Origin of the sequence: Vibrio sp. EJY3 (genome assembly GCF_000241385.1) — a bacterium.
GTDB lineage: Bacteria > Pseudomonadota > Gammaproteobacteria > Enterobacterales > Vibrionaceae > Vibrio > Vibrio natriegens.
This window is the reverse complement of sequence record NC_016614.1, coordinates 1,491,624-1,517,516: the sequence shown is the minus strand read 5'-3', so window position 1 is coordinate 1,517,516 and position 25,893 is coordinate 1,491,624. Positions and strand designations below refer to the sequence as shown.

Sequence of the window (25,893 nt, the reverse complement as noted above, 5' to 3'; positions counted from 1 at the left end):
GACTCCTGCTGGTAGTTAGCCCGAGATACCAGGCATCACAACACTTGGCAGCCATAAACTGATAGCTGGAAAAGCATTGATGAGAACGAGAACAATCAGGGCAAGCCAGACTAACGGCAGTGAGCCACGTACAGCTTCACCGTAACTGACGTTATCGAGACTGCTGGCGACAAACAGGTTCATACCAAATGGTGGGGTGAACATACCGATCGCACAGTTCACACACAGAATAACCCCGAGATGCACCAGGTCGATACCTGCTGATTGAGCGACCGAAATGATTAAAGGCACCAGAATGATTACGATAGAGTTCGGGTCAAGGAACATACCTGCAACGAGTACAATGCAGTTAATGATCAGCAGTAGCATTAGTGGGTTATCGCTCAACTGAGATAGTGAGGCTGACAGTGAGTCGGTCAGGCTTGACGTCGTCAAATACCAGGAAAATGCCGCGGCGGCAGAGACAATGATCATGACCTGAGTGGTGACGACGCCACTATCAATACAGACTTTCCAAATATCTTTTGGTGTGAGATCGCGATAGACAAATAAACCAACGGCGGCTGAATAGATCACTGCAACAGCAGCAGCTTCTGTTGGGGTAAACAGACCACTGTAAATGCCACCTAAAATGATAACTGGTATTGCCAGCCCCCAGATTGCCTCTCTCAGGGCCGCCAATAGTTCTGAGCGTTTTGGAAATGGCTGTGGTTGCATACCTGCGCGATGTGCTCGGTAGTAGCAGTAAGCAAGGAAAACTATCCCGTAAACTGCACCAGCCCCGATTCCCGCCATGAATAATGCACCAATCGAAACGCCCGCCATTGCACCGTACACGATCATGAAAATGCTCGGAGGAATGATGATGCCAAGGGCGCCAGTCGCCATTAGCAGACCTACACTGAACTGACGATCGTAACCTTCTTGGATCATTGATGGCAGGATTAAGCGGCCGACCGAAACCACTGTCGCCGGGCTGGAGCCGGAAATCGCGCCAAAAAACATCGAACCGGTAACCGTGGTCATTGCCAACCCGCCACGGAACGGGCCGACCAGCAGTTGAGCAACTTTCAGTATTCTGGCAGAAAGGCCACTGGTGCTCATCAGGTTACCGGCCAAGATAAATAGCGGAATCGCCATTAGCGGAAAGCTGTCCAGGCCGGAGAACATCCGTTGGATAATCAGCATTAATGGTGTACTGCCGCTCAGGTGAAGGCCGACAAAGACCGCAAGGATCAGAGCTACAAAGATAGGTAACCCTAAAACCAGTAGGCCGGAGGTTAATGCAAAAAAACTGTAGCCCATGATTATGCTCCTACGTAGACGTTGTCGGTCTCTGTTTTTGGTTTTATAAACAGTGCCAGTAAGGATTCACTGATTCGGATAAACATACAGGCAGAGCTCACTGGAATGGCGAGATAAAACCAGTACATTGGAAGCTCCATCGCTGACGAGAGTTGACCAAACATCATCATGCGAGAAGTCAGTTGCCAGCCGAACCAGGCGAGCAGAAAGGTCGTCGTCAGACAGATCAAACAAATAAAAACCTGAAAGGGCTTTTGTAGTGCTTTTGGAATGATCTGCTTAATAACATCAATACTGATGTGAGCATTGTTTCGAAAGGCGATACTGCTGGCCATAAAGACCATCCAAATAATGGCGTACCGCACGCTTTCCTCGGCCCAGCTGAATGATGTATTAAAGACAGCACGGGCCATGATTTGGGTGAACAACATCACTGAAGAGTAAATGATGAGTACACCTACTGTGGTGTTTTCGAATAATGCCAGTAAGCGACTGAGTCTATTCCACATAAGCGTTCTTCCGAGATCCTTGTTGTCGGTTGAAAGACGGATAACTGATTGCAGGTTTATCGATTGATAACTTACAGTTCCGACAATTCAGAGAGTTCGTTCTGAGCACGTTCCAAAAGTCCCTCGCTCAGCTTCGCGCCAAACTCTTTATATACAGGTGTCATAGCGTCGCGGAACTCACCTAATTGTTCTGGCGTTAGTGACGTGACCTGAGTGCTGCCAGCCTGCTTAATACCGTTAAGGTAGATTTCTTCACGGGCAATTGAACGTTCACGCTGGTATTGACCTGCTTCTTGAGCGGCAGTGATTAGTAATTTCTGGTTGTCGGCAGACTGGCTGTCAAACCAAATTTTACTGAATATGAAGGCAGTGCCGAGGTAGCCATGATTGGTCAGCATCAGATCTTTCTGCACTTCATAAAACTTCATCTGTGAGATAGATACCAGAGGGTTTTCCTGACATTCGACAACGCCTTGCTGCAGTGCGGTGTAGGTTTCGCTGAACGCGATTGGGACTGGGTTTGAGCCTAGTGCTTTGTACTGAGAAATCAGAAGTGGGCTCTCCATAACACGCACTTTTCGGTCTTTCATGTCCTCTGGAGTGGTCACTGGATCATTACAAGTCATCTGCTTAAAACCGCTTTCCCAAAACATTGCGGGTTCGAAACCGGAAGCACGCAGACCGGACAGTACTTCTTTACCAATCTCACCATCAAGAAACTCGTACGCAACCTCACGGTTTGGGAATAGGAAAGGCATGTCGATCAGCTGTAGGTCTTTATCAAACCCACTCAGCTTCGCGGTTGGGATAGGCGCAGCCTGTACCGCACCAAACTGCATTTGCTGTGCTACTTCAACGTCATTGCCAAGCGCATTGTTAGCGTAGATTTTTACTTCATAATCGCCATTGGAGCGTGTTTCTACCAACTCCTTAAAGCGCTCTATTCCTTCTTGTTGTGCGCTGTCTTCAGTCATATCGCTGTGTACTTTGATCAGCGTCGATGAGTAAGCATTCATGCTCATTGCAGATAACGAAAGAGCCAGTGTGCTGAACATAAATTTGAATGTGTTATTCATGAGATTCCTCATACCTATCCGTGGTTAGTATCTTGTATACAAAAGCAATTTGAATGCCATTATAAATTATGATTATTAATCATTATCTTATGGTTATTTGCGTGTTCTTTGCGCACTAAAGGTGTGCAATGCATGTCTTTTGTATACTTATGTTGGGGCAAAAAGTGCGTTCGTAATTGGCTGGTGGATTGAATGCTGTGTTTCCGATTAACGTAGAAGAAGGGTTAGGGGTGACTTAGTACAGTTTCAGCGATGGACGGCAAAGCGAAAGCAGTTCGGGATTAATATTGCGATGTTTAAAAACGTTATCTGATGGAATAGAGAATCATTATGCACAAGGTAACTTAGCGGTCGTCGCTGCCTTTTCAAATCAGGTGAAGCCAGGTCTGCACTGATTCACCTTTGCCCCATTCCGTGTTTCAGGAGTTAAGGCAGTGGACGATTTAATTATTAAGTCGCTCACACATCTTTTAATTGAATGATCAGTTGATTCTCTTTTAGTACATTAGGCATATTCTTTATTTTATGGGTTTTTGCAATGTCCCGAAGTCAACGCCTTCTAGATCTTCTTCAACTACTACGACGCTATAAATACCCAATCTCAGCTGAGAAACTGGCTAGTCAGCTTAACGTAAGTGTAAGAACTATCTATCGTGATATTGCTACTTTACAAGCTCAAGGAGCAGATATCCAAGGAGAAGCTGGGCTGGGTTATATCTTAAAGCCGAGCTTTGATTTACCACCAATGATGTTTAGCTCAGAAGAGCTTGAAGCCCTCAGATTGGGAGCGGAATGGGTGGCAAAGCAAGCTAACGGAGAATTTAGCGAGGCTGCCATTGACGCAATTGCTAAAATCTCAGCAGTGTTGCCCTCTGAGCACGAAGCTAAGCATACTGAGAGTGTCATTAGAGTTGCTTCAGCTCTCAAAGTTCCGAAGCTAATGGTCTCGCTAACAGAGTTGAAAGCAACGATCCAGAAAGAGAATAAAACTGAAATTGTTTACGAAGATGCCAAAGGAGTTATCAGAAAAAGGGTTGTGTGGCCAATACTTATAGGTATGTTTGATCAACACAATATTTTGGTTGCATGGTGCGAAATACGAAGCGATTACCGTAACTTCCGGCTGGATAGAATTCACTCTTTTTCTCAACTCAAGACTAGATACGAACGTTCTCGCCATGTATTGCTAACTGAGTGGGAAGCTTTAGAGGAAATCGAACATAAGCGTAATTTCTACTGACAAAAACTGTCAGTACCTTTGTTTATACTTAATTTAGTAATTCAAGAAATGAAGGTTTATTAATATGTTAGCTATTGATTCTATAGTTCTTTATGTAGAAAACATCCAACTTAGCATGGCTTTTTATGAGAAAGCATTTGAATGTCAACCAAAGCTTTTATCGCCAACTTTTGCAGTAGTAGAGTTTGCTGAAAACGTGAAGATTACTCTGAAAGAAGCTGATGCACTAACGCCAAGTAGCCTAGTTAGAGGAGGCGGCACAGAGCTTTCTATCCCTGCAACGAGCCGCGCCGATCTAGATAACTTGTTCGAGCAGTGGAAACAACTAGATGTGGAATTTGTTCAGGAACGTGAAGAGTCTGTATATGGCGTTAACTTTGTTGCATTAGACCCAGATGGACACCGCTTGCGAGTGTTTGCGTAACGTTACCTAGTTTTTTTAAAAGCCAGCATCTTTGCTGGCTCATTTTTGTCCAGATTTGAGCTACGACATCGGGTGAGCACCCTGTGACTGCCCGTTCGGCTATCTGATGGCACATTAGTGCACGATTTTTTGTTTGCGGAAACAGCCAGAAGTCTGCATGTGTGCAATGCTCCATAACCAGCAGCAACCTCAGCGATGCCAATCGGAGAGTGCATTTGCGATAAGGTAGATGCGAAAGTGATGGTGAAGTTAGATCTAAAATAGGCAGGCTTGATTAGTGTTGAAGTTGTATCAGTATAGAGTAGTGCAAAGGTTTTGCTGTTACGCAGGGACGTTAGGGTGACGCGTTGGCGAGCATATTATGTTGCTCTTGGTTTTGATGTAACCAGAAAAGATGATAAAGCTCCTGCTGACCGTTGATCTTTAATTTCTTATAAATATTCTTGCGGTGATTTTTTACGGTCCCCAGTACTATGCCTAACTGAGTCGCAATTTGTTTACTGGATAGCCCCTGAAGAATGAGTTGAACGACTTGCCTTTCCCGTTCAGTCAGAAGGTCAGCGGCAAATTGATCAGAAACATATAACTGGTTATTTATCGACATATTGTCATGTAGGAAACTGCTGAGCCAGTACTGTTCAAACAATGCCTGAAGGACGGGAAATAAGTAGAGAATCAGAGAGATCGCTTCGTCCCGTTTATACCGTTTCCTGTGATTGTAAAATCCAAACGAGACACAGATGCACTGGTTCTCTGAGAGTGAAAAATAGGCCATAGCTTCATCATATAGCCCAAGCCTTGCGTAGTATTGAAGATAGAAATCGCTTTGATAGAAGCTATCAGAAACGACTTCGTCTAATGTCTTCAGAGTTGGGGTACGATGTTCGAGCCAATATAAATAAAATGGGTCATTCTGATAATGATTATCCAGAGCGATAATCGCCTTCACTTCCTGCTCATAAGAGAGGTTATGAACAAGAGTTACCGGGCGTTGATCTTGCTGATAAAAGAAAACGGCAAGATTAATCCCCGGGAAGTAATCATCCAACATCCGACCAAACGCAGGTAAAAAATCAGGCGTTCTTACTTTCGATGCAAGTTCGGCGAGCGGCTGCAAACTGGATGGATAAACTGACATTAAGGCGATTTCTCTACTTAGTGGATGTCATTCAGCAACGGAAAGATCTCTGATAGTAACACCTGTTGATGTGGCTGCAAAGATTGCTGCCCCCAGTTGGCAATATCGGCTCCCAGCGGATCTGGAACATGGATTTGACTCCCGCTCAAAGCCTCGATTACCGCATGGCCACAAAATGGCACATACCCTTCAGAATACCCGCCCTCGTGAATCATCGCTAACTTTCCGTCGCAAACACTATCAGCAAGTTTCATAATACGCTTTGTCATCCATCCATACGTTTCAGCATTTAAGATCATACAGCCAAGAGGGTCCATTGCACTTGCATCAAAGCCGCAGGCAATGACGATCAATTCTGGTTTAAAACGACGTATTGCAGGTTCGATAATCTGCTCAATCGTTGCCTTATATGTCCCAATGCCTGAGCCTGCTGGGAGCGGAATATTTAGGTTGTATCCGAAACCGTCACCGTCGCCACGTTCTGCTATTGCGCCAGAATTTACAGGGTAGTTATTTTCATGATGAATAGACATCGTCAACACATTCGGGTTGGAATAAAAGGCTTCCTGCGTTCCATTTCCATGGTGGACATCCCAATCGATGACCGCCACTTTTTTCACCAAACCTTTCGCCTGAGCGGCCTTAATCGCGATAGGAATATTGCCGAGTAAACAAAATCCATTCCCTTGGTGGCTTTGTGCATGATGACCGGGAGGACGAGTAAGACAGTAAGCGTTATCAACATCGCCTGTCAAAACCCTCTCTATTGTGGCGATGGCAAGCCCGGTAGAACGTTTCGCTATATAAAAGGCATCCTGTCGGAAAGGAGCGCAGACACCAGCATCACCAAACTGCTGATCACTTTTTGCTTCCAGCTCTTGCAAATACGTCTGGGTATGAAATCGACTTAAATCTTCGTGTGTTGCTAATTCCCCGGTTATGGGAGTTAGTTCCTCATGAAGTCCACTGACCTCGATTAGGTTTTTGAAGCGGCGTTTTGTTTCTGGGTTTTCGGCCGCGAGTCCAGGTTGAATGAACCCTCCCGGAGCATCAAATACAGTACACGGGCCAGCATCATGCCACATACAGTGTTCGTGAAAAGCAAAACCAGTCTTGTTCATAGAATATAATCCTTACGCAAGTATTACGAAAAGCGCTGAGCTGGCAGCTGCAGCAATGAGGGTGTATGGCAATTGAGTTATGGCGTGTTGTACTGGGGAAATACCACATCCTTTCGCAGCTATTACGGTTGAATCCCCAAAGAAGCAGGCGTGACTGCCAAATGCGCCCGCCGAAATCAGTGCCCCTAGAGTGAGTGGTAAATTTGCATCTAGAGCAGTGGCGAGTGGAACAATGATTGGAAATGAAACCGCGTAGATCCCCCAAAATGAACCAGTTGAAAACGTGAGGATCGATAACACGACGAAGGTGATCGCGGGCAACCAGCTTGCGGTCATATATGGTGTGACTGTGCTGATGATAAAAGAAGTGAGTCCTAGTTTTTCGTTGACGATTTGTAGGATAAAAGCTGTGAATACAATGCCAATGGGAACCAACATGTTTTGTAATCCACGCATCATCTCATCAAATAGACGGCTGAATGTCGCAATTCCTTGTAATGTGTAGAGCAGAAAGCAAGCTGCTAATGCGCAACCTACACCGATTAACGCATCGATATCAAAGTACCAGGTTGCAGTAATTAAGATTACGATAGGCAGAATAAAATTCATTACCTTAGGATTGCTTGGGGCGTCCTTTTGTACTTCTTCTTTTGGTGTTACTTGATTGGCTTCCGCTTTTTTCATCGCACCAAGCGGTGGGATTATCCCCATTGCCACGATCGGAATAATGGCAACCGCGATCCATGGGTAAATTAAGTAGGGGATTAGACTAAAATAATAAGTTATTCCATCGCCAGCTCCAGTGACATTGTTTGCTTCTAATAATCCAGAGATGTAAATCACCCAAGTAGAGAACGGCACAAGCAGGCATACGGGCGCTGATGTTGAGTCGACAATATAGGCTAGCATTTCTCTGGAGATTTTTAGCTTGTCGGTGACATTTTTCATCGCAGCACTGACCGTCAAGGCATTTAGATAGTCATCAATAAAAATGAGTAGGCCGAGTATCCAACTTGCGAATAAGGCTTGACGACGCGAGTGGATATGTTTCTGCAACTGCTCACTGAACGCCAGTGTGCCACCAGACAGGTGAAGCAGAGCGATTAACCCGCCGAAAAGACCTGTCAGCAAGAGTATCCACCCCATCACAGGCCCTTGCATAACTTCAAGTGCCGCACCGGTAAAGTCTTGTATAGCAGAAGTAGGAGAGATAATCAGAAAGCCAGCAATCGAACCTGCGATCAAAGGCTCAAGGGTTCTTTTTGTGACTAGAGCAAGACAAATAACGATTGTGCTGGGTAACAGCGAGGCAGCACCAAAGTCATCTCCGCCCGAAAAAAAGTAATGACTGGCTATCGCAACTAAAGACATACATAAGAGCGTAATTAACCACGGCATTTGCGTCGTGCGAAAGAACACTCGTGGCATTGTATCTTCCATAATAGATTCCTTTCCAATAACTTGTTATGGAATTGTTTATTTTTTGATAGAGTTTTAACATATCCCCAAAGGGATAGAGGAAATGTGATGCTGCGCAGAACTATTTCAATGAAAAAATGAGTCCAATAGTTGTTAAGAGCGTGCTGAAAGAGGGAATTTGGTTCATTACGCATGTTCAAGCGTAATGCGAACGAGCTGGTCATCTTGATACAGCACTTCGTAATTAAATGAGGTTCATTTGCATTTTGGTCGTCAACAAGGTATCCCTTAATCGCAATGCCTGTATTCTTTATAAGAATGTCTGTAGTGTTCATTAGAATTGGTTACGGGTATAGAGGTTTTCAATATATTTTCTCATCCGATTAGAATACATATTGATCTTGTTCGTAACACGGAATTGTCCAATTCTGAGTTACGATACTTCACAGCAGTATTGTGATCACCAAGCGATTCTGTCTTACCTTAATTACCAAGCGACTTTGTCATTGCAATCGCTATCAAGGGAGAGTGTCGGGGCTGAATTGGTTTGAACTGATGAGAACAACAAATAGTCAAGTTAATACTAAACTGCTGCACTTTTAACCCAGCAGCAGTTTAGTATTGTCATGATTATCTGATCACTTATTTTGAAGCATGATAGACATGCAAAGCTGTAAGAATGTTTCTTACATTCAAATTGCTAAGGCGTTGCCGATTTTTAGTAAATGACACTTTATGGTAACCATAAATGTCACTATATGGTTCTTATAATCATGTAAGGCTCTGACTTTTAAAAGGTAAGGGTGTCACCTTATGGTCCTAGCCACAGCTGGATCCATACGGTTTCGCATGTCTCCACTGAAAGTAGAAGCTGTCGAAATCAATTTCATACCCACTCAGGCAACGATTTATAACGAGCTTAAGTAAGCGTTATCCTAAGTGCTTAAACTGCAACGCCACCAGTCGCTGATAGAGCTCACAGCTTTGCATCAATGATTGGTGGTTACCAATATCAACCAGTGCGCCATTGTCTAAAACCGCTATCTTATCTGCATGTTGGATGGTCGATAAACGATGAGCAATGATCAGTGTGGTACGGCCTTTCATTAGCGCCTCAAGCGCTTGCTGAACATGATGTTCACTTTCGCTATCGAGGGCGCTGGTGGCCTCATCAAGCAGTAGGATTTTGGGATCTTTAAGAATGGCACGCGCAATCGCAATTCGCTGTTTTTGTCCTCCTGATAGCCTTACGCCGCGCTCGCCTAAAAAGCTGCGATAGCCTTCAGGCAGCTTTTCAATAAACTCATGTGCATGGGCTTTTTTCGCCGCTTCGATAACTTGTTCGTCCGTTGCCTCTGGGTTGCCGTAGCGAATATTGTGGAATACGTCGTGGCTAAATAAAGCGGGTTGCTGAGGAACGAGTGCCATTTGCTGACGAAGCTCTTTCGGGTCAAACTGGCGAATGTCCACGCCTCCAAACAGAACCTGACCTTGTTGTGGGTCGTAAAAACGTTGTAGTAGTTCGAAGAGTGTCGTTTTACCAGCACCAGACGGACCAACCAACGCCAATACTTTACCTTGCTCAGCGGTGAGATTTAATTCCTTAATGGCCGGTTGGTCGGGACGAGAAGGATAGTTGAAATTAACTGAGCTAAATGCCACCTCTGCTGAGATGGTTGTGCTTATCGGTAAAGCATGGTCCGGCGCACTAATATCGCTTTCAACTTGGAGAATCTCAATCAACCTTTCAGTGGCACCAGCGGCCCTTTGTAGCTCGCCAAGTACTTCAGAAATGGTTGCTGTGGAGGAGGCGACCATAATGGCATAAAACACAAATGCTGCTAGGTCGCCGGCGGACATTTTACCGTGGATGACATCGCTGCCACCTACCCAAAGCATGCCGGCAATCGCGCTAAAAACGATAACAATGACACCTGATATTAAAATCGCGCGTTGCTTCACTCGCTGTCTACCGACCTCAAATGCTTTTTCTACCTCCACGGCAAAGGCGGCTTTCTCATGTTGTTCTGAGCTAAAGCTTTGTACTGTTTTAATATGCTCTATCGCTTCTCCTGCATAGCTGCCCACATCTGCCATGGAGTCTTGGCTTTGGCGGGATAGTGCACGCACTCGTCGACCATAGACCAAAATAGGCACCAAAACGAATGGCACAGAAGCCAGTACAATCAGCGTGAGTTTAAAGTTGGTCGCAAACAACATAATGATCGCGCCAATACACATTAACGCACTGCGCATGGCCATCGAAAATGAGGAGCCGATAATGCTCTGCAGCAAAGTCGTGTCAGTGGTGAGACGCGACATAATATCGCCACTGCTGTTGGTCTCAAAATAACTCGGGTGCAGAGAAATAACATGGTTAAACACCGCGAGGCGAATATCAGCGCTAACGCGTTCACCTACTGATGAAACAAGATAGAAACGAAAGAAAGTACCGATAGCAATACACAGAGTGACACCGACAATAAACTGAATCGCACTCGTTAGTTCTTGCAATGACTGCTGAGCAAATCCTTGGTCGATCAGCATGCGCACTCCGTAGCCCACCGATAGCGTCAGGCTTGCGGTCGCGACTAGTGCGATCAAGGCTGCGGTAACTCGCCACTTATAAGGAGAAACAAAGGTGTTTAGCTTAAGAAGAATGCTGAGGTTTTTGTTATTTTTACTGCTCATGAGTGGTCCACAAACCTTTAATAGTATTTGGAATAGTAAGTCACTTAGTCTGGTGAAACCAGTAGCGTTTACTTTTGAGGAACGATGAAGGGTATTACTATAAAAACGAAAAGATAAACTGGTTATACAAAAAGTGGGTGGTAAATGTGTATAAGCGATCTTTTCTTCTTAAAAGAGTCTGAGCTACTTTCACCGCTAAAACGACCATGTTTCCTAACGGACTAATCTGATGAGATTGTACAGACAGCGCTAATTTCTGGCTTTTCAAAACAGTTGAAACTAATACTTAAGTTAACCTTATGTTCTTTGCCAAATGATGTTTACTCTAATAGCTGAGTAGAATTAATAAGCATCTGCTGTAGGTAAATGTACTTAGATAAATGTTCAACTCTATAAAACGAGACAGCGGATGTTACTAAGACAATTCATGTCCTTAAAACTGTTATCAAGTTCATCCATACTATTCCTATTAACAAGCTGTGCGATTATCCCTGAAGACTTAGTTATGTCGAGCCCAGGAATGCATCTCACAAAGGCTGAAGCCACCAATCAACTGGCAATGGATGAATTAGCACTACAATCGTTAATCATGTCGATGGCCGATGATTACATCGCTTCTGTTTCTGAAGTTGCCTTCCTGCACTTACGACCAAAAACTGAAAATAGTCACGAACGAGTGTTAGTTCAGTCCTTTATGCGTAACAGTTTAGGGGCTGCAACAGAAATAGCTGCAGGACGAAGCCCCGATATCGCGTTACTCGATCTCCTTGTGTTATCAACATTACAACGCTCAACTTTCGAGAATTATTGGATACCCAAAATATGGGGAGTCGAAAGAGCTCAGGATGCTTTAAATCAATTGAAGAAAACAGAAGATCGCCTTTGGCAGCGCTCCTCTCGGCTGTTGACACCTTCGCAGCAACAGGTACTTCGTGACTTGATAGATGTTTGGCTCGAAGAAAATCCGGATAGGCTAGTCGTTGAGCTAACCCGATTTGACTCCTTCACAGATGCTCGTTGGATACCTCAGCATCGGCACCGACAAGAAGCCAAAGGTTTACTCGAAGAGATCGATTCTGCTGTGAGCACCGTTGATAGAGCATTGCTGTTTGGCGAACGTGCAATGTGGTATTCCAGTCGCTTGACTTATATTGCAGGCGAGCAGGTAGAACTATCGGCTTACCGTATACTTGCTTCTCCCGAGATTCAGGAGATGCTAGCTCGATACGATGAAGCGAAAGAGAGGTTTGAAGAACTCCAATCGACATTGGCTTCGTATCCGACCTCACTCGCTGAACTAGAAAATAAGCTTGTTGAAGACATCCAGAAAGAGCGTGAGCTCGCGCTCAACCAACTTTTTGAACACATTGCCTATGAACGGGAACAGATCTTTGAGTCAGTTTCAAACAGTAGCAACAAAGCAGAACAGATGTTGCCTGCGACACTAGAGTTAGTTAAGGCGTCTTCGGATTTGGCTGACAAAACCAACCAAGCGAGTATCAATATTGACCGTTTATTAGCGCGCTTTGATGAGAGTTCAACTGATTTAGCAGGAGGACCTCCAGTCAACCCACTGGAGCTAATTCAGGCGTCCAGCGATCTTGCCAATCAGTTACAGCAGCTAATCTCGCATCTACAACGCGATATCAATGAATTGGAAAGGTTATCTACCAACGTGCTGGACCATATCTTCTGGCGTATTGCCATTCTGATCCTGCTTGTTTTCATTGGCTTAGTCATCCTGCGGTTTATTCCAAGACGGCTGAAATAAAATACACTGAATAGCCTCCGCGTCAGTAGACACTAGATAGCTTCTCTTGGAGCGTTCCCCCTTGGCTTTTTGTTTAAAAATCACTCACGAAAGATCAGCACGTCCTAATGAGATGTTAAATCTTTGTGCAATAAGTGAGATTTTTGTTGTTCTTTTACTAATGTCTAATATTCCTACCGATAGCAATACATGCTTAATAAGCTCAGTTCAAAAATTGGCTCCAAACCTCTTTCTTAGTGTGGCGTCGATGTTTGATGTGAATGTTTGGCAAGATACTTTTCAGTTTTCTTGTTTTCACTAGCGAAGTAAATCCATGTTTTCTTCGTTTATGAAATCAATAAATGTGCTCGGTAGCACTTAGGGTGTTGTCTCGTATTGGTCGAAGGTCTGTATACCAAGCGAAACTCTGGTTGACATAGTTCAACTTCGAAACATAACAAAGGATAACTAAATGTCTGACACAAGTAAGACTTTTTACAGGGATGTGCGCAAAAAACCGCATGAATTTGAAAATCGAGAAGACTTTCTAAACCATGATTTAACCATCATGAGCTTTCGCCGCTGGGGTATTCATTTACCATCTCGTGATTACAGTATTGAAATCGAAGACTGGGTACCTGCATTAGCCGCAACCATTGGTAAAGTGGTTATGGTAACCGCTATGGTTGCCGCCTTTGCTGCTCAGTTCGGTTTATCTCCTGAGTTTGTCGCAGAAAACGTGCGTTACGAACTGCTTATCGCGGGCGCTCTGTTCGTTATCCTGTTTTCTGCCATCCTAAACCCGAACGCAAACTTAGCCGGTACTCACGGCCCCATGATACCGCTGATTCCAATGATTGCAGCAGCAGGGGGCCATCCACTGGCTCTCGGCTTGATGGTATGTGCTTTTGGTTTAATTCTCGCTTTTACCAAGGGTGGTTCTAAACTCATGACCCTCACTGGCATTGGGGTTCGAGGTGGGTTGCTGATTTACCTCGGCGCAGTTGGGTTGATCGGACAGATTAATAAGACTGAAGTGTGGGCTGCGAGTACGGACCAAAGTTACATTTCGTTTGTGGTCATTGGTCTAACGGTGTTGGTTTATGCCTACTTAGCCAAGATCAACAAACGTTGGCTGGCCATCCCGTTGTGTTCTGCACTAGCGGGCATTGTCGCTTATGCAATGGGCGCCGAGTTTGCTTTTACCACGGAGCCGGGCCTGCCTAATTTCAGTCCATTCTACTGGTGGGGTGAAGATACCGGCTGGCAACTAGGCTGGCCAACCCTGGAGCACTTTATTGCCGTTACGCCATTTGCTCTACTAGCCGTCGCTATGTGGTCTCCTGACTATCTTGGTCATCGTGTTTTTCAAGAACTTAACTATCCAAAAGAAGCAAAAGGCGTACTAATGGATGTCGACGACACTATGGTCGGAGCGTCTATTCGTCAGGGCGTTGGCTCACTATTAGGTGGCGGTAATCTAGCGTCTTCTTGGGGTACGTACATGATTCCGGCGGCAATTGCCAAACGTCCTATTCCAGGAGGCGCGCTGTTAACGGGTTTAATGTGTATTGCCGCAGCAGTAATTGGGTACCCGATGGATCTAGCAATGTGGGAGCCTGTTCTGCGCGTAGCGCTGATTGTCGGTGTATTCTTACCACTTCTTGAAGCGGGTATGCAGATGATACATAAGCATAAAGATTCACTCAGTGCAGGTATCTGTATTTTTGCCTGTGCATTCGTTAACCCAGTCTTTGGTTGGGCAATAACTATGCTGCTGGATAACCTCGGACTTATCGGCGACCATGAGCGCGCCAACGAGCTATCGGGCAAAGATAAATACCTGATTCCTGGTGTTGCCTTTGTCGTTTGTGCCGGCTCCCTTGCTGTAGTTGGTCAGCTTCCGGGTATTCCCGCTCTGATCGGTTAATTGAACCTCGCTCTAAAGGCATAGGTGGTCACCGCCTATGCCTTTTCTCATTTGACAAGCAATGGCTACTTAGAACGAATGTCACTCTCTTCGTTGTCCAAAAATGCATTCAATTAGACGCGTTAAATACGACTTTTAGCGAGTAGCAGATCCACTTTGCCTTTTGCTGTCTTACTAACGGTTTGCATAAACTGAAAGCTTGGCTTGTTGATTCCTGATTGCTCTAACTCCGCGACCATTTGAAGCCAAAGTTTAGCTGTCATTTGTGCATCTGCTAACGCACGGTGAAAAACACCGTCGTTTTCGATGTTTTTGTAGCGAACGAGCTCACCAAGTTTGTGTGACGGCGCATCTTGAATCAGTCGTCTTGCCACCAGTAACGAACAAGCGAACTCACCTGAATAGCCTTTGTTGACTCTCTCAAGCTCCGCGTCTAGAAATCGTTTATCGAATGAGGCGTTGTGAGCGATGAGGTTTTCATTGGCAATAAATTCACTAAACGATGCCATCACCTCATCGCAGCTTGGTGCGGTGCGTAACATGTTATTGGTGATGCCAGTATAACTTTCAATGAATGAGCTTACTCTGAAGCCCGGATTCATGAGCTGCTGAAAACTATCGACAACCTCACCATCAACTAATTTTACTGCTCCAATTTCAATTGCGCGGTCACCCAGGTTAGGAGAGAGGCCAGTGGTTTCAAAGTCGAGCACAACCACGGAATTTGCTTGAGGCATGAAGTTTTCCAACTAAAAAATAATGTGCAGAGTATCCTAGAAAGCGCTAGAAAAATAAAGGCGATGCACTGCGATGAACGTACGCTGGGTGTCTTTCTGGCATTGAATAATGCGTTGTAGTCTTAGACTGATAAAAGGAAAGCTTCCACTTTCATAGTAGGGCACTGTATGAAAGTGAAAGCGGTAACTTATTGGAATGAAATTAAGATATGAGCGGCTTACACAGCGGGCTTGAGTTGTGACAGAACGTAATCCAGTCCGCCAACAATCGCTGCAACCTGAGCGTCATTACATTCTTCGTCAGTGACTTTTGGGCTGTCTGGGTAGACTTCAGTTGTCGTACCATATTGGCAGTTAGTCACACCGCCACATAATCCCAGTTTCACCATCGGGTAGTTGATCACGCCAAACTGAACAACAGGTGATCCGATGATTTCGCCTTGATCGTCCGCAGGGGCAATGTGCGTCACTTTTGCTACCGATTCAATCACTGCTTTTTGGAACTCTGGTTGCGGATTCTCAGTGTCTCCGACGGTGTAAAAGCCGTCTGGAATCAAACCTTCGATGTATTCAATACCATCGCGAGCGGCTAAAGCTGGGCGGAATTCTGTTTCATCCGAGTCAGTTGTCTCGTGAAGATCAATGTGCATCAATACATCACCCAGTGTCGCAACCAGCTGGATAAGGTTCGCGGACTCTTCCGCAGGGCTGTTTGCGTAGAAAGAGCGGTTCGGGTCTATCGCGTTTGGGTTCCAACGGTTAATCACCTCATAACCCCAAGGGCTCACGCATGGCGCAACAACGATATTGAAGTGCTCTGCGTAACGCTCCGCTTCTGTGTCCACGAATTTTAATGCTCCATGTACACCACTGGTTTCGTAGCCGTGCACGCCACCGGTGACAAGAACAACAGGTTTTACTGAATCCCAGTTGCGTGTTTTGATGCAAAATAGTGGGAAACGATCTTCGTCATATGAGAGCGCGCCGTATTGCTCGACATCAAAACGGTCGCGAAGTGCGTCGATTTTACTGACGACTTCTTCCTGATAGCTGCGTTTTACATCGCGTTCTGCTAACCAGGCTTTACGTTCAGCTGCGCCCCAAGGTTGACCTGGGGTACCAATTGGGTAAGTGTATCCGCTTTTCATCTATACTTTTTCTTTTGTTTACTCAAAGGTAAGACAAGACTAGACGTGTCTTATCTCGACAGCAATATAAAATACCGTCCGTTATCATAATCTTTGCCAGATAATCACTTTGCTGAGCATATTTGTGGTGATACATTTTAATTTTTACTAGATTTAATGTAACTAATTGCATTTAAAGAGATAAAAAATGGCTGGAGCAAGTTTACTCACACTGTTAGATGACATTGCCACGGTACTCGATGACATCGCGGTGATGTCAAAAGTGGCGGCAAAAAAGACAGCAGGTGTGTTAGGAGATGATTTAGCATTGAACGCCCAGCAGGTACAAGGTGTTGCCTCTGAACGTGAAATACCAGTGGTGTGGGCAGTTGCCAAGGGATCGTTTAAGAATAAATTGATTTTGGTGCCCTCTGCACTACTCATTAGCGCCATTATTCCGTGGTTGATCATGCCATTGCTTCTGCTTGGTGGTCTCTTCCTCTGCTTTGAAGGCACAGAGAAAGTACTAGAGAAACTCTTCCCCCATGCTCACTCACATGAAGACAAAGAAGAGATGTTGGATAAAGGAGAGTCAGTAGAAGAGTTCGAGAAACGGAAAGTCAATGGGGCGATTCGTACCGACTTTATTCTCTCTGCTGAAATCATCGTGATAGCTTTAGGTACGGTTTCAGAAGCCAGTTTTGTCACTCAGGTTATTGTGGTCAGCCTGATTGCGATAGTGATGACCATTGGTGTTTATGGCTTAGTTGCTGGGATAGTTAAGCTGGATGACTTGGGTTTGTACCTTGAGGTGCGCGCGAAAGGAAAAGGCTTCATGGCAAAAGTCGGTAACGCACTGGTAACCTTTGCGCCGAAGTTGATGAGATTGCTAACCATAGTGGGTACGGCAGCGATGTTTTTGGTTGGTGGGGGCATCATTGTGCACAATGTGCCAGCTATTCATCACTTTGTAGAGCCAATTCTGATGGACTTTAGTGGTCACTCTTTTGCCACCGCAGTGTTACCGATTTTACTCAACGGTCTTATTGGGTTTGTTGCCGGTTTGCTTGTCGTTGGTGCCTGGACAGTGATAGAAAAGGTGCGTGGGAATTAAGATCACCAAAAAAACAACAAGGGTCATGACTTCTTTTATTGATAGAAAGTCATGACCCTTTTTTATTTGAGTTATTTAAGTGAAGTACTTATTTAACTTGCCATTCAATCTGTTCGTTCGCGCGGATAGGCACAACGATGTCATTGCCAAACGGCATTGTTTCTGGCACATCCCAAGCGGCTTTTTCTAAGGTAATTGTGTCGGTGTTACGAGCAATACCGTAGAAGTCTGGGCCATTGAAGCTTGCAAATGCTTCCAGGTTTTCCAGTTTACCTTCTTTGTCGAATACCTCAGCATAAAGCTCAACGGCTGCGTGTGCGGTGTATGAACCCGCACAGCCACACGCTGATTCTTTTGCACCTTTTGCATGTGGCGCTGAATCTGTACCTAGGAAGAACTTCTTACTGCCGCTTGTTGCCGCTTCAATCAGCGCTTGCTGGTGGGTATTACGCTTTAGGATTGGCAGACAGTAGAAATGTGGCTTAATGCCACCGACAAGCATGTGGTTGCGGTTGAAAAGTAGGTGGTGAGCAGTGATTGTCGCCGCAACGTTATCAGACGCGTTTTTAACGAAGTTAGCTGCGTCAGCGGTGGTGATGTGTTCCAGAACAATTTTTAGATTTGGAAAATCATTAACGATAGGAGCAAGAACCGTATCAAGGAACTCTTTTTCACGGTCGAAGATGTCAACGTCGTGATGTGTGACTTCGCCATGAACCAACAGTAGCATGCCGACTTCTTCCATCGCTTCCAGAACGTGGTAGATGTTCTTTGCATTGGTCACGCCAGAGTCTGAGTTGGTGGTTGCGCCTGCTGGGTAAAGTTTTGCAGCAACAATTTTGCCAGTTGCTTTTGCGGCACGAATTTCGTCTGGAGTGGTGTTATCGGTTAGGTACAGCGACATCAAAGGTTCAAATTGCTCGCCGTGCTGTTCTTTAAGGATTCTATCGCGGTAGGCTAACGCCATTTCAGTGTTGGTAACAGGTGGGACGGTGTTTGGCATGATCAGTGCGCGACCGTTGTAGCGGCTGATATCGCGAACGGTGTCTTTAAGAACATCCCCATCGCGTAAGTGAACGTGCCAGTCGTCAGGACGAGTAATAGTCAGTGTTGTCATTAATTGCTCCCACCATTGAAAAAGTTGTCTGATTGGAGCCTAAACGAAGCACTGGCATTGTTAGCAAACGCTTGCGCTTAGGCGACAGGATGATAGAGGAATTGACTTCACATTTCATCCCATTTTTCACTTTTCTACGATTGTGGAAGCGCGATAAGTTATTTCATCGTCAACCAAAGTGCATGAATCGTACCTGGCAGGAAGAAGAAAAAGGTCAGAATTAAGTTGATGAAGAAATCTTTATTGAAACCTCTTTCCATGAACACCGCGACAGGTGGAAGAAAGATACACAGTAAAATGAGAACGAGTTTTCTAGTATCCATGATAAGCCTCTAGTCAATTTGTCGTTGTTGTCAAAAGAGTGGCGAATTATGTGTCTTGTATCACATTTTATCAATCAGCGTTTGGTCAGCGTGTTGTAAAAAACGCAACGGTTAGATTTAGTTAAGTCAATGCCTTACATTAGTTAAGACTTCTCCTTACAATAGTGCAACAAATAAAAGCACTGCAGGAAGAAAGCCATGTCACAACCCATCTTATCCCAAATAAATGTCTTTCCGGTTAAATCAGTCGGAGGGGTTGCTCTCTCGTCTGCGTGGGTAGAAAAGCAAGGCTTGAGCTTTGACCGCCGTTTTATGATTGCCAAAGCAGATGGCTCGATGATCACCGCAAGGAAGTACCCACAAATGGTCACCGTGAAATCTGCGATACTCGCCGATGGTGTTGTGTTTAGCTCCTTAGGTATGGAGCCGCTTAAAATCCGTTATCAAGATTTCAAAATGCAGGAAACGTCGGCAACGGTTTGGAGTGACACGTTTACCGCCTATACCACAACGGACGAAGCCGACGACTGGTTTACCCGTGTTTTAGGGCAACGAGTCGAACTGCTTTTCTGTGGTGAGCAATCGAATCGAGTACGAGATAAGTTTGGTCATAATGTGAGCTTTGCTGACGGTTATCCGGTATTGGTCATCAGTCAGGCTTCTCTCGATGAGTTGAACAAGCGAAGCTCTGAGCAGCACTCAATGGATCAGTTTCGCACTAATCTGGTAGTGGCAGACACGACGCCGTTTGAAGAGGATTCTTGGAAACGAATTCGCATAGGCGAGGTGGAATTCGAGTCACTTAAGCCTTGTGAGCGTTGCATTCTTACGACGGTCAATACGCAAAGAGGCACGTTCCGCGAGAGTAAAGAGCCGCTGAAAACACTACAACAGTTCCGCGCGAATGAGCGAGGCGGGGTCTTTTTTGGGCAAAACCTTGTAGCGCGTAACGAGGGCATTATCCGCCAAGGTGACAAAGTTGAAGTGCTTGAATATAAGGAACCGGAGTTTTATGAGGATAACTCTCCAGCGCGTTTAACGTTAACTTGCGTCGAACGTGAAGAAATAGCACAAGATTTTGTGACATTTTGGCTGGAACCAAGCAAAGGCAAGTTACCTAATTATCTGCCGGGACAACATTTACCAATCGATGTTGAAGTAGAAGGTAAAAAAATAGGCAGACGTTATACTCTTTCTTCGAGTCCTTCTCGTCCGGGGCGATATGCTGTTTCAGTTAAGCGAATTTCTGGTGGCCGTGTGTCGAATTCGCTATTGGATAATCTGCAGGTTGGCGACGTATTAGAAGCGGAAAACCCAGATGGGGAGTTTCATCTTAAGCCGCATCACACTCAGCGTCTATTGTTGCTTTCAGCAGGCAGTGGCGTTACTCCAATGCTGTCGATGGTGCGTTACCTAGCCGATCACAATCAATTAGATGACGTCGTGTTCTACCATCAGTGCCGCACTGAAAAAGACATTCCTTGTAGAGCTGAACTGGAACAACTGAAGCGAGAGCATCCGGGACTAGAGGTAAAATTCTGCCTGACTCAGCCAGCGATCGATTGGTTTGGATTGAAAGGTCGACTCAGCCTTTCGCACATCAAACAAATTAAAGATGCGGAGCAGCGTCAGGTGTTTGTTTGTGGCCCTGATGGCTTTATGCAAAAAGCGAAAAACTTGCTAATGAAAAAGGGGCTGCCTGAAGAGAACTACCATCAGGAAGCGTTTGGTGTCTCTGCGGTAACAGCACAGCCAGAGAAAAGTATCGAAATCGAGTTCAACGGCGCTAAGATTACGGGCACTAATCAGAAAACACTTCTAGACCAACTTGAAGATGCCGGAAAGGACATCAGCAACAGCTGCCGCGCAGGGTTATGTGGCGCTTGTAAAGTACAATTGAAATCGGGGCAAGTTCACCATCCAGACGTACCCGCTTTGAGTGTTGAAGAGCGTGCTATGGGGACGGTATTAGCGTGTTGTGCCGTTCCGGAAACCGATGTCACAGTGACTGACTAATCAGGTTACAATACTTAAGAAAAACGCTACCCTTGAGCAGCGTTTTTTATAGCAAACATTGCGTTTAAAATGTTGCTTAGTCGTAAATTGTTGGGATTGGCTGACGTTTGTGCTGCGTAGCCTTGTAAATAGTTACCAGACGGTCACTCACTTGTTGTGACACTGGTTTGCCTTCCAAGAAGTCATCAATTTGTTCGTAACTTAGGTTCAACGCATCCTCGTCCGCTTTTTGTGGAGCAAGTTCTTCCAAATCTGCCGTTGGTGTCTTTTTCACGAGTAGTTCTGGTGCGCCTAATGTTGCCGCTACCTCACGTACTTGACGTTTGCTCAAACCAAATAAAGGCGCAAGGTCACAAGCACCATCACCAAACTTCGTGTAGAAGCCTGTAATGTTTTCTGCCGAGTGATCGGTTCCCAGCACTAAACCGCCAACGTAGCCAGCAATTTCGTATTGTGCGACCATACGGGCACGCGCTTTTACATTACCTTTCACAAAGTCTACTTTTGCCGCGTCGGTCGGCAGAAGGCCAGTTCCCTCTAGTGCAAAGCTAGAAGCAGCATGCATACCGTCTACACCTTGTTTGATGTTTACTGACACAGAGTGTGTCGGTTCAATGAAAGATAAGGCAAGTTGTGCTTCGTCTTCATCTTTTTGCTCACCGTAAGGCAGACGAACCGCGATGAACTGGTAGTCGTTACTACCACTCGCTTCATTGAGTTCATTAACCGCAAGTTGGGCAAGGCGACCACACGTGGTTGAGTCAACACCGCCACTGATGCCAAGCACGAGTGACTTACAACCTGCTTCTTGTAGCTTACGCTTTATGAAAGCAACACGGCGTTCAATTTCGAAATGCGGATCAATAGAAGGTAGAACGCGCATTTCATCACGGATGGATTGTTCCATTTAGGGTTCCTTTTCCTGCAAATATGTCAGACACCAACAGCGTTGGTAGGTACCAAAACCAGTAAGAGTGGTGAGGTGAATATTCAATAAATGGTGACAAACCATCCAATTGAGGCTCACAAACATCACTTTGGTGTCAAAAAGCTATAAAGATTAGTAGTATCATACCGAAATCATCAAATTAGAAAACTCTCTTAAACCAGGTAATCGCCGGATATGAAAAAAATTGCCATTTTTGGTAGCGCATTTAATCCACCTAGCTTAGGCCACAAAAGTGTTATCGAGTCTTTGGGGCACTTTGATCTTGTGCTTCTTGAACCCAGCATCGCACACGCATGGGGCAAGGAAATGTTGGATTACCCAACCCGGTGCAAGTTGGTCGATGCGTTTATCAAAGATCTCGGGCTTTCTAATGTTCAGCGCTCGAACGTAGAGCAAGCTTTATACCAGCCTGGACAAAGTGTGACGACCTATGCGTTATTAAACAAAATTCAAGAAATTCATTCGACGGACGATCTAACTTTTGTCATTGGGCCTGACAATTTCTTTAAATTTGCTAAATTTTATAAAGCACAGGAAATTACTGAGCGCTGGACCGTTATGGCGTGTCCTGAAAAAATAAAAATTAGAAGCACAGATATTCGAAAAGCGCTGATGGAAGGAAAAGACATCAGTGCCTTTACTACGTTAACAGTCAGTGAACTATTGCTCAACGAAGGTTTATATAGAGAAACTTTATCTGGTAACTGAGAGGTTAAATGTTCATGGTCAGATTAGCCGTATTTAGTACGTGCGCGCTGCTTGTATATTCGCAAGCAAGTGTAGCATGTAACTATTTTTCTGATCGATCGGTCGTTTTTGCTGACAATACCATGCCTATTTGTGAAGAACTTTTTGATAGCGTAGGCGTGTTAAGTACTGACTCGTTGAATTGGTATGCACCAGAAATCGAACTGGATGGACCCACGAAAAATTATTGGGAAGAGTGGGCGTTTACGCCGAATGAGACACCTATCCTTACTCAAAACCTAGAGAAGAACTACTTTGGTCTTGGTATCTGGATGCCTGAAGATCTTCTAGACGAAGAAAGTGACATGACGACGGAAGAGTGGATTCGCAATCACGGTCTGATGTTTAGTATCGGTTTTGGTGATAAGGGCGATGGTGAGCCCAGAATGCGTTTGGATTATCGTTGGCACGAATACTATGACGCTGACTGGATGATGCAAATTGAATTGCCATTCTGAATAATTAAAAAAAGCGTACATCAAATGATGTACGCTTTTTTGGTTTTTTGAGCACAGGGTTGCTTAGTGTGGGGGCTATTTTAGTAATTAGCTACTTTCGTTAGCAGTTATAAAGGCTCGCCAAAGACCAAGAAACAAAGTTGCTCATACTCTTCGCTATTTCCTGCAAAAAGTGCTTCAACAATATCAGCATCTTTTTTCCCTGATAATTTCATCTTTCTTGCTTCTCTCAGCGTGAGCACCAGACATAGCTCTCTTGAGATACGTACGTCACCCCCTGGCTTCCACTGATTGATGACTTTGCTTAAAGCTGAGCTAGAAAGGGCGGGAGAAATCGTAACCACTTCGTGTTTTACTACTGCAAGTAAATCTAGCTCGATATCCGAACGGGACTCTACGGTCGACAGTTTGTCGAGTAATGCTTTGAGTAGAACTGATGGTGTAATGAAGCCCGCTTGCTGAGGAAAATCATCACTCAACCGCACAGAAAAATCACAACGATGCACACGAGTGTTAGGTAAAAAGGTGAGGGAGCTCAAACATCCCTGAGGAATCCAAAAAATCTGACCCGGTTCAATGGCATACTCCTGCTTACCCAATTTAATGATCACTAATCCTTCAATCACAGATAATAAACTGTGCTTTAGCGCTTTTTTGCGTGCAGTAACATTAAGAAAAGGGTAATTAGCGTCGTGAAATTCAATTGCGTAGTTCATTATTATTACCAGTGATTTTTGGGCGCTAAGCGTAACGCTAAACCTATAGGATTCCAACCGGTTAAAAAAATTTTTTAGCCATACTTTTGTTAGGTGAACTGGTATGACCATGAGAAAAGTATGAGCTGAAATGCTGCTATACAGTAAAACTATGCGTAAAATGTGCCAGCTTTTTTAGATATGTAATGAATAATGACTGCCAATACCGACCCTTATATTGAAATTCGTCCTTATAATGACGAAGAAATTCCAGCAGCGCTGGATCGTCTAATCCAAGATGATGAATTTATCACCGCGATTCTTGATCACCGTTTTGCCAATAAAGCAGGATGGTTTAAAACTCTTATGAGTCCGATTGTTCGCCTTTACCTAAAAGCAAAGTGGAGTAAGCTTGACTCCGTAGAAGCGATCCAGATCGAAGTGAAAAAGTATCTTGAAGATATGCTTGATAAGACAACGGATGGCGTCACTTTCTCTGGTTTAGATAAACTGGACAAAAATACCTCTTATCTATTCATTTCTAACCACCGTGATATCGCGATGGACCCTGCGTTAGTCAACTACGGCTTACACCAAACTGACCATCGCACTGTCCGCATTGCTATTGGTGATAACCTCCTCAAGAAGCCGTGTACGACGGAACTGATGCGCTTGAACAAGAGCTTTATTGTTAAGCGTTCAGCAAAAGCACCGCGCGAAATGATGAAAGCGTTAGGACAGCTGTCGAGCTACATCAAGCATTCTCTCGACACGGGCAACTCTATTTGGATCGCGCAGAAGGAAGGCCGAGCAAAAGACGGCAACGACTTCACTGATCCAGCTATTCTTAAAATGTTTCATGTTGAAGGTCGTAAGCAAAAGGTCAGCTTTGGAGAGTACACTCGCTCTTTGAAAATCGTGCCTGTTTCTATCTCTTACGAGAACGACCCTTGTGACCTTGCGAAGGCGAAAGAGTTATTTGCTAAAGCAGAAAGTGGCCGTTATGAGAAAGGTGAATTTGAAGATATTGAAAGTATCATTCAAGGTATTATCGGTTACAAAGGTCGCATTCATGTGGCTTTCGGCGATGTGATTGAGCAAGAATTTGAAACACCAGAGTCTCTTGCTGCTGAAATCGACCGTCAAATTCACAACAACTACCGACTCTATCCAATGAATTTGCTCGCTGCTGGTCGTGATGATTCAGAGGTGCCTGAAAAGGTAAAACGTCAGTTGGCGGAAAAGCTTGAAGAGTTGCCAGAAGGCGCGCGTCCTTTCCTTGTTGCGAGTTATGCCAACCCGGTAAACAATCAAGAGTAGATTGGTTGGTTTATTTCTGAATCAAAATACCTCGGGCTCTGTTCCGGGGTTTTTTATATCTGTTGCTAAGGTGCGACAGCTCCGCCTAAGGTCAGGTTACTTGGCCATTTAGTGATTTGATTCCCACCCAGAAAGATATTTCCTTTTACAGTCATAGTGTCAGGAAAGGCTTTGAGTGCCGAGCCACCAATGTAAAGATTTCCATCGATGATTAAGCCATCAGGCAAAGCCGTTAATGGTGTGCGGATTACACTTAAATCACCATAGACACGAAGTCTTGCAGGAAGCTTTTTTAGTGGAGTGTCAGTAAGGTTTAAATATCCGCCGAGTTTTACGCCTTTTGGCCAGTTTTCAACTTGGCTACCTAATAAATTGGCATAGCCTTTTATGCTGGTACCAGGCCTGACGGTTTTAAGTGCGCTGTTTGTTGCTTCTAAACTGCCACCGACATTGAGACCATTCGGTAGCCGCGTGATAGACGTTTGGGAAATGTTCAGGTTGCCTTTAATCGACAAATCAGATGGTAATTGAGTAAAGGGTTTGTTACGTAGATCTAGGTTGCCATAGTTGTCTAGGTAAGCGAGCTTGGTGTAGTAATCCAGTTCGTACGCCACTGAAGGAGTGTTGAATGTTACCAGTGCAATAATAAGTAGGATGAAACGCATGGCTGATGACTTTGCTGGATAT

The 25,893-nt window shown here is 44.8% G+C and carries 23 protein-coding genes and 1 pseudogene; 10 read left to right on the top strand and 14 right to left on the bottom strand.

Going from position 1 to position 25,893, the window contains the following annotated elements:
* Nucleotides 1-15 precede the first annotated feature (15 nt).
* From VEJY3_RS22625 to VEJY3_RS22615, 3 genes are all read right to left on the bottom strand, one after another.
* Nucleotides 16-1,305 carry a TRAP transporter large permease gene (locus tag VEJY3_RS22625; protein ID WP_014234759.1) on the bottom strand — a complete coding sequence of 430 codons (1,290 nt, stop codon included), beginning with the start codon at nucleotides 1,303-1,305 and terminating at the stop codon, nucleotides 16-18.
* 2 nt (nucleotides 1,306-1,307) lie between these two features.
* Nucleotides 1,308-1,814 carry a TRAP transporter small permease gene (locus tag VEJY3_RS22620; RefSeq protein ID WP_014234758.1) on the bottom strand — a complete coding sequence of 169 codons (507 nt, stop codon included), beginning with the start codon at nucleotides 1,812-1,814 and terminating at the stop codon, nucleotides 1,308-1,310.
* 71 nt (nucleotides 1,815-1,885) lie between these two features.
* Nucleotides 1,886-2,890 (bottom strand): TRAP transporter substrate-binding protein, encoded by a 1,005-nt coding sequence (locus tag VEJY3_RS22615; protein ID WP_014234757.1) that lies wholly within the window; start codon nucleotides 2,888-2,890, stop codon nucleotides 1,886-1,888.
* 538 nt (nucleotides 2,891-3,428) lie between these two features.
* On the opposite strand from VEJY3_RS22615, the gene VEJY3_RS22610 reads away from it, so the two are divergent.
* The 3 genes and pseudogenes from VEJY3_RS22610 to VEJY3_RS26225 all read left to right on the top strand — a co-directional run.
* A complete protein-coding gene (locus VEJY3_RS22610; protein WP_014234756.1) occupies nucleotides 3,429-4,130 on the top strand; it encodes a YafY family protein in 702 nt (233 codons plus the stop codon).
* Between the two features lie 64 nt (nucleotides 4,131-4,194).
* Nucleotides 4,195-4,554: a VOC family protein gene (locus VEJY3_RS22605; RefSeq protein ID WP_014234755.1), complete on the top strand. Its 360-nt coding sequence runs from the start codon at nucleotides 4,195-4,197 to the stop codon at nucleotides 4,552-4,554.
* A 99-nt stretch (nucleotides 4,555-4,653) separates the two neighbouring features.
* Nucleotides 4,654-4,818 (top strand): annotated as a pseudogene (locus VEJY3_RS26225) (L-2-hydroxyglutarate oxidase); the annotation flags it as partial.
* A 70-nt stretch (nucleotides 4,819-4,888) separates the two neighbouring features.
* On the opposite strand, the gene VEJY3_RS22600 reads toward VEJY3_RS26225, so the two are convergent.
* The 4 genes from VEJY3_RS22600 to VEJY3_RS22585 all read right to left on the bottom strand — a co-directional run bounded on the left by VEJY3_RS22600 (nucleotide 4,889) and on the right by VEJY3_RS22585 (nucleotide 10,923).
* A complete protein-coding gene (locus tag VEJY3_RS22600) occupies nucleotides 4,889-5,692 on the bottom strand; it encodes a helix-turn-helix transcriptional regulator (protein WP_014234754.1) in 804 nt (267 codons plus the stop codon).
* Nucleotides 5,693-5,709: 17 nt separating this feature from the next.
* The gene (locus VEJY3_RS22595; protein ID WP_014234753.1) at nucleotides 5,710-6,813 is read right to left on the bottom strand and encodes a class II histone deacetylase; all 1,104 of its coding nucleotides are present in this window, start codon (nucleotides 6,811-6,813) and stop codon (nucleotides 5,710-5,712) included.
* 12 nt (nucleotides 6,814-6,825) lie between these two features.
* Entirely contained in the window at nucleotides 6,826-8,253 is a 1,428-nt protein-coding gene (locus tag VEJY3_RS22590; RefSeq protein WP_014234752.1) for a Na+/H+ antiporter NhaC family protein, read from the bottom strand.
* Between the two features lie 909 nt (nucleotides 8,254-9,162).
* Nucleotides 9,163-10,923, bottom strand: coding sequence for an ABC transporter ATP-binding protein/permease (locus tag VEJY3_RS22585; RefSeq protein WP_014234751.1), 1,761 nt, complete (start codon nucleotides 10,921-10,923; stop codon nucleotides 9,163-9,165).
* 427 nt (nucleotides 10,924-11,350) lie between these two features.
* On the opposite strand from VEJY3_RS22585, the gene VEJY3_RS22580 reads away from it, so the two are divergent.
* Nucleotides 11,351-12,694 carry a hypothetical protein gene (locus VEJY3_RS22580; RefSeq protein WP_237708187.1) on the top strand — a complete coding sequence of 448 codons (1,344 nt, stop codon included), beginning with the start codon at nucleotides 11,351-11,353 and terminating at the stop codon, nucleotides 12,692-12,694.
* Between the two features lie 451 nt (nucleotides 12,695-13,145).
* On the top strand, nucleotides 13,146-14,603 hold the full coding sequence (locus tag VEJY3_RS22575; protein ID WP_014234749.1) for a DUF3360 domain-containing protein: 1,458 nt from the start codon (nucleotides 13,146-13,148) through the stop codon (nucleotides 14,601-14,603).
* 122 nt (nucleotides 14,604-14,725) lie between these two features.
* Here the strand turns inward: VEJY3_RS22575 and VEJY3_RS22570 are convergent, their stop codons facing one another.
* Both VEJY3_RS22570 and VEJY3_RS22565 read right to left on the bottom strand, forming a co-directional pair.
* The gene (locus VEJY3_RS22570) at nucleotides 14,726-15,340 is read right to left on the bottom strand and encodes a PolC-type DNA polymerase III (RefSeq protein WP_014234748.1); all 615 of its coding nucleotides are present in this window, start codon (nucleotides 15,338-15,340) and stop codon (nucleotides 14,726-14,728) included.
* Between the two features lie 218 nt (nucleotides 15,341-15,558).
* Complete coding sequence (locus VEJY3_RS22565; RefSeq protein WP_014234747.1) at nucleotides 15,559-16,488, bottom strand: M14 family metallocarboxypeptidase; 930 nt, start codon at nucleotides 16,486-16,488, stop codon at nucleotides 15,559-15,561.
* A gap of 187 nt (nucleotides 16,489-16,675) precedes the next feature.
* Between VEJY3_RS22565 and VEJY3_RS22560 the strand changes: the two genes are divergently transcribed.
* Nucleotides 16,676-17,581, top strand: coding sequence for a DUF808 domain-containing protein (locus VEJY3_RS22560; RefSeq protein ID WP_014234746.1), 906 nt, complete (start codon nucleotides 16,676-16,678; stop codon nucleotides 17,579-17,581).
* An 88-nt stretch (nucleotides 17,582-17,669) separates the two neighbouring features.
* On the opposite strand, the gene pyrC is transcribed toward VEJY3_RS22560, so the two are convergent.
* Both pyrC and VEJY3_RS25115 read right to left on the bottom strand, forming a co-directional pair.
* Nucleotides 17,670-18,698 (bottom strand): dihydroorotase, encoded by a 1,029-nt coding sequence (pyrC, locus tag VEJY3_RS22555; protein ID WP_014234745.1) that lies wholly within the window; start codon nucleotides 18,696-18,698, stop codon nucleotides 17,670-17,672.
* A 158-nt stretch (nucleotides 18,699-18,856) separates the two neighbouring features.
* Entirely contained in the window at nucleotides 18,857-19,021 is a 165-nt protein-coding gene (locus VEJY3_RS25115) for a YqaE/Pmp3 family membrane protein (RefSeq protein WP_014234744.1), read from the bottom strand.
* Between the two features lie 198 nt (nucleotides 19,022-19,219).
* Between VEJY3_RS25115 and VEJY3_RS22545 the strand changes: the two genes are divergently transcribed.
* Entirely contained in the window at nucleotides 19,220-21,037 is a 1,818-nt protein-coding gene (locus VEJY3_RS22545) for a hybrid-cluster NAD(P)-dependent oxidoreductase (RefSeq protein ID WP_014234743.1), read from the top strand.
* A 76-nt stretch (nucleotides 21,038-21,113) separates the two neighbouring features.
* Here VEJY3_RS22545 and nadE read toward each other — a convergent pair whose 3' ends face one another.
* On the bottom strand, nucleotides 21,114-21,944 hold the full coding sequence (nadE, locus tag VEJY3_RS22540) for an ammonia-dependent NAD(+) synthetase (RefSeq protein WP_014234742.1): 831 nt from the start codon (nucleotides 21,942-21,944) through the stop codon (nucleotides 21,114-21,116).
* Between the two features lie 216 nt (nucleotides 21,945-22,160).
* Here nadE and VEJY3_RS22535 point away from each other — a divergent pair, with 216 nt between their 5' ends.
* Together VEJY3_RS22535 and VEJY3_RS22530 are read left to right on the top strand one after the other, a co-directional pair.
* On the top strand, nucleotides 22,161-22,694 hold the full coding sequence (locus VEJY3_RS22535; RefSeq protein WP_014234741.1) for a nicotinate-nicotinamide nucleotide adenylyltransferase: 534 nt from the start codon (nucleotides 22,161-22,163) through the stop codon (nucleotides 22,692-22,694).
* A gap of 14 nt (nucleotides 22,695-22,708) precedes the next feature.
* On the top strand, nucleotides 22,709-23,191 hold the full coding sequence (locus tag VEJY3_RS22530; protein WP_014234740.1) for a hypothetical protein: 483 nt from the start codon (nucleotides 22,709-22,711) through the stop codon (nucleotides 23,189-23,191).
* A 107-nt stretch (nucleotides 23,192-23,298) separates the two neighbouring features.
* Here VEJY3_RS22530 and VEJY3_RS22525 read toward each other — a convergent pair whose 3' ends face one another.
* Nucleotides 23,299-23,907 carry an AraC family ligand binding domain-containing protein gene (locus VEJY3_RS22525; RefSeq protein WP_014234739.1) on the bottom strand — a complete coding sequence of 203 codons (609 nt, stop codon included), beginning with the start codon at nucleotides 23,905-23,907 and terminating at the stop codon, nucleotides 23,299-23,301.
* 192 nt (nucleotides 23,908-24,099) lie between these two features.
* Here VEJY3_RS22525 and VEJY3_RS22520 point away from each other — a divergent pair, with 192 nt between their 5' ends.
* Nucleotides 24,100-25,206: a 1-acyl-sn-glycerol-3-phosphate acyltransferase gene (locus VEJY3_RS22520; protein WP_014234738.1), complete on the top strand. Its 1,107-nt coding sequence runs from the start codon at nucleotides 24,100-24,102 to the stop codon at nucleotides 25,204-25,206.
* Nucleotides 25,207-25,271: 65 nt separating this feature from the next.
* Here the strand turns inward: VEJY3_RS22520 and VEJY3_RS22515 are convergent, their stop codons facing one another.
* Nucleotides 25,272-25,871, bottom strand: a complete 600-nt coding sequence (locus tag VEJY3_RS22515; RefSeq protein ID WP_014234737.1) for a hypothetical protein — start codon at nucleotides 25,869-25,871, stop codon at nucleotides 25,272-25,274.
* Between the last annotated feature and the right edge of the window lie 22 nt (nucleotides 25,872-25,893).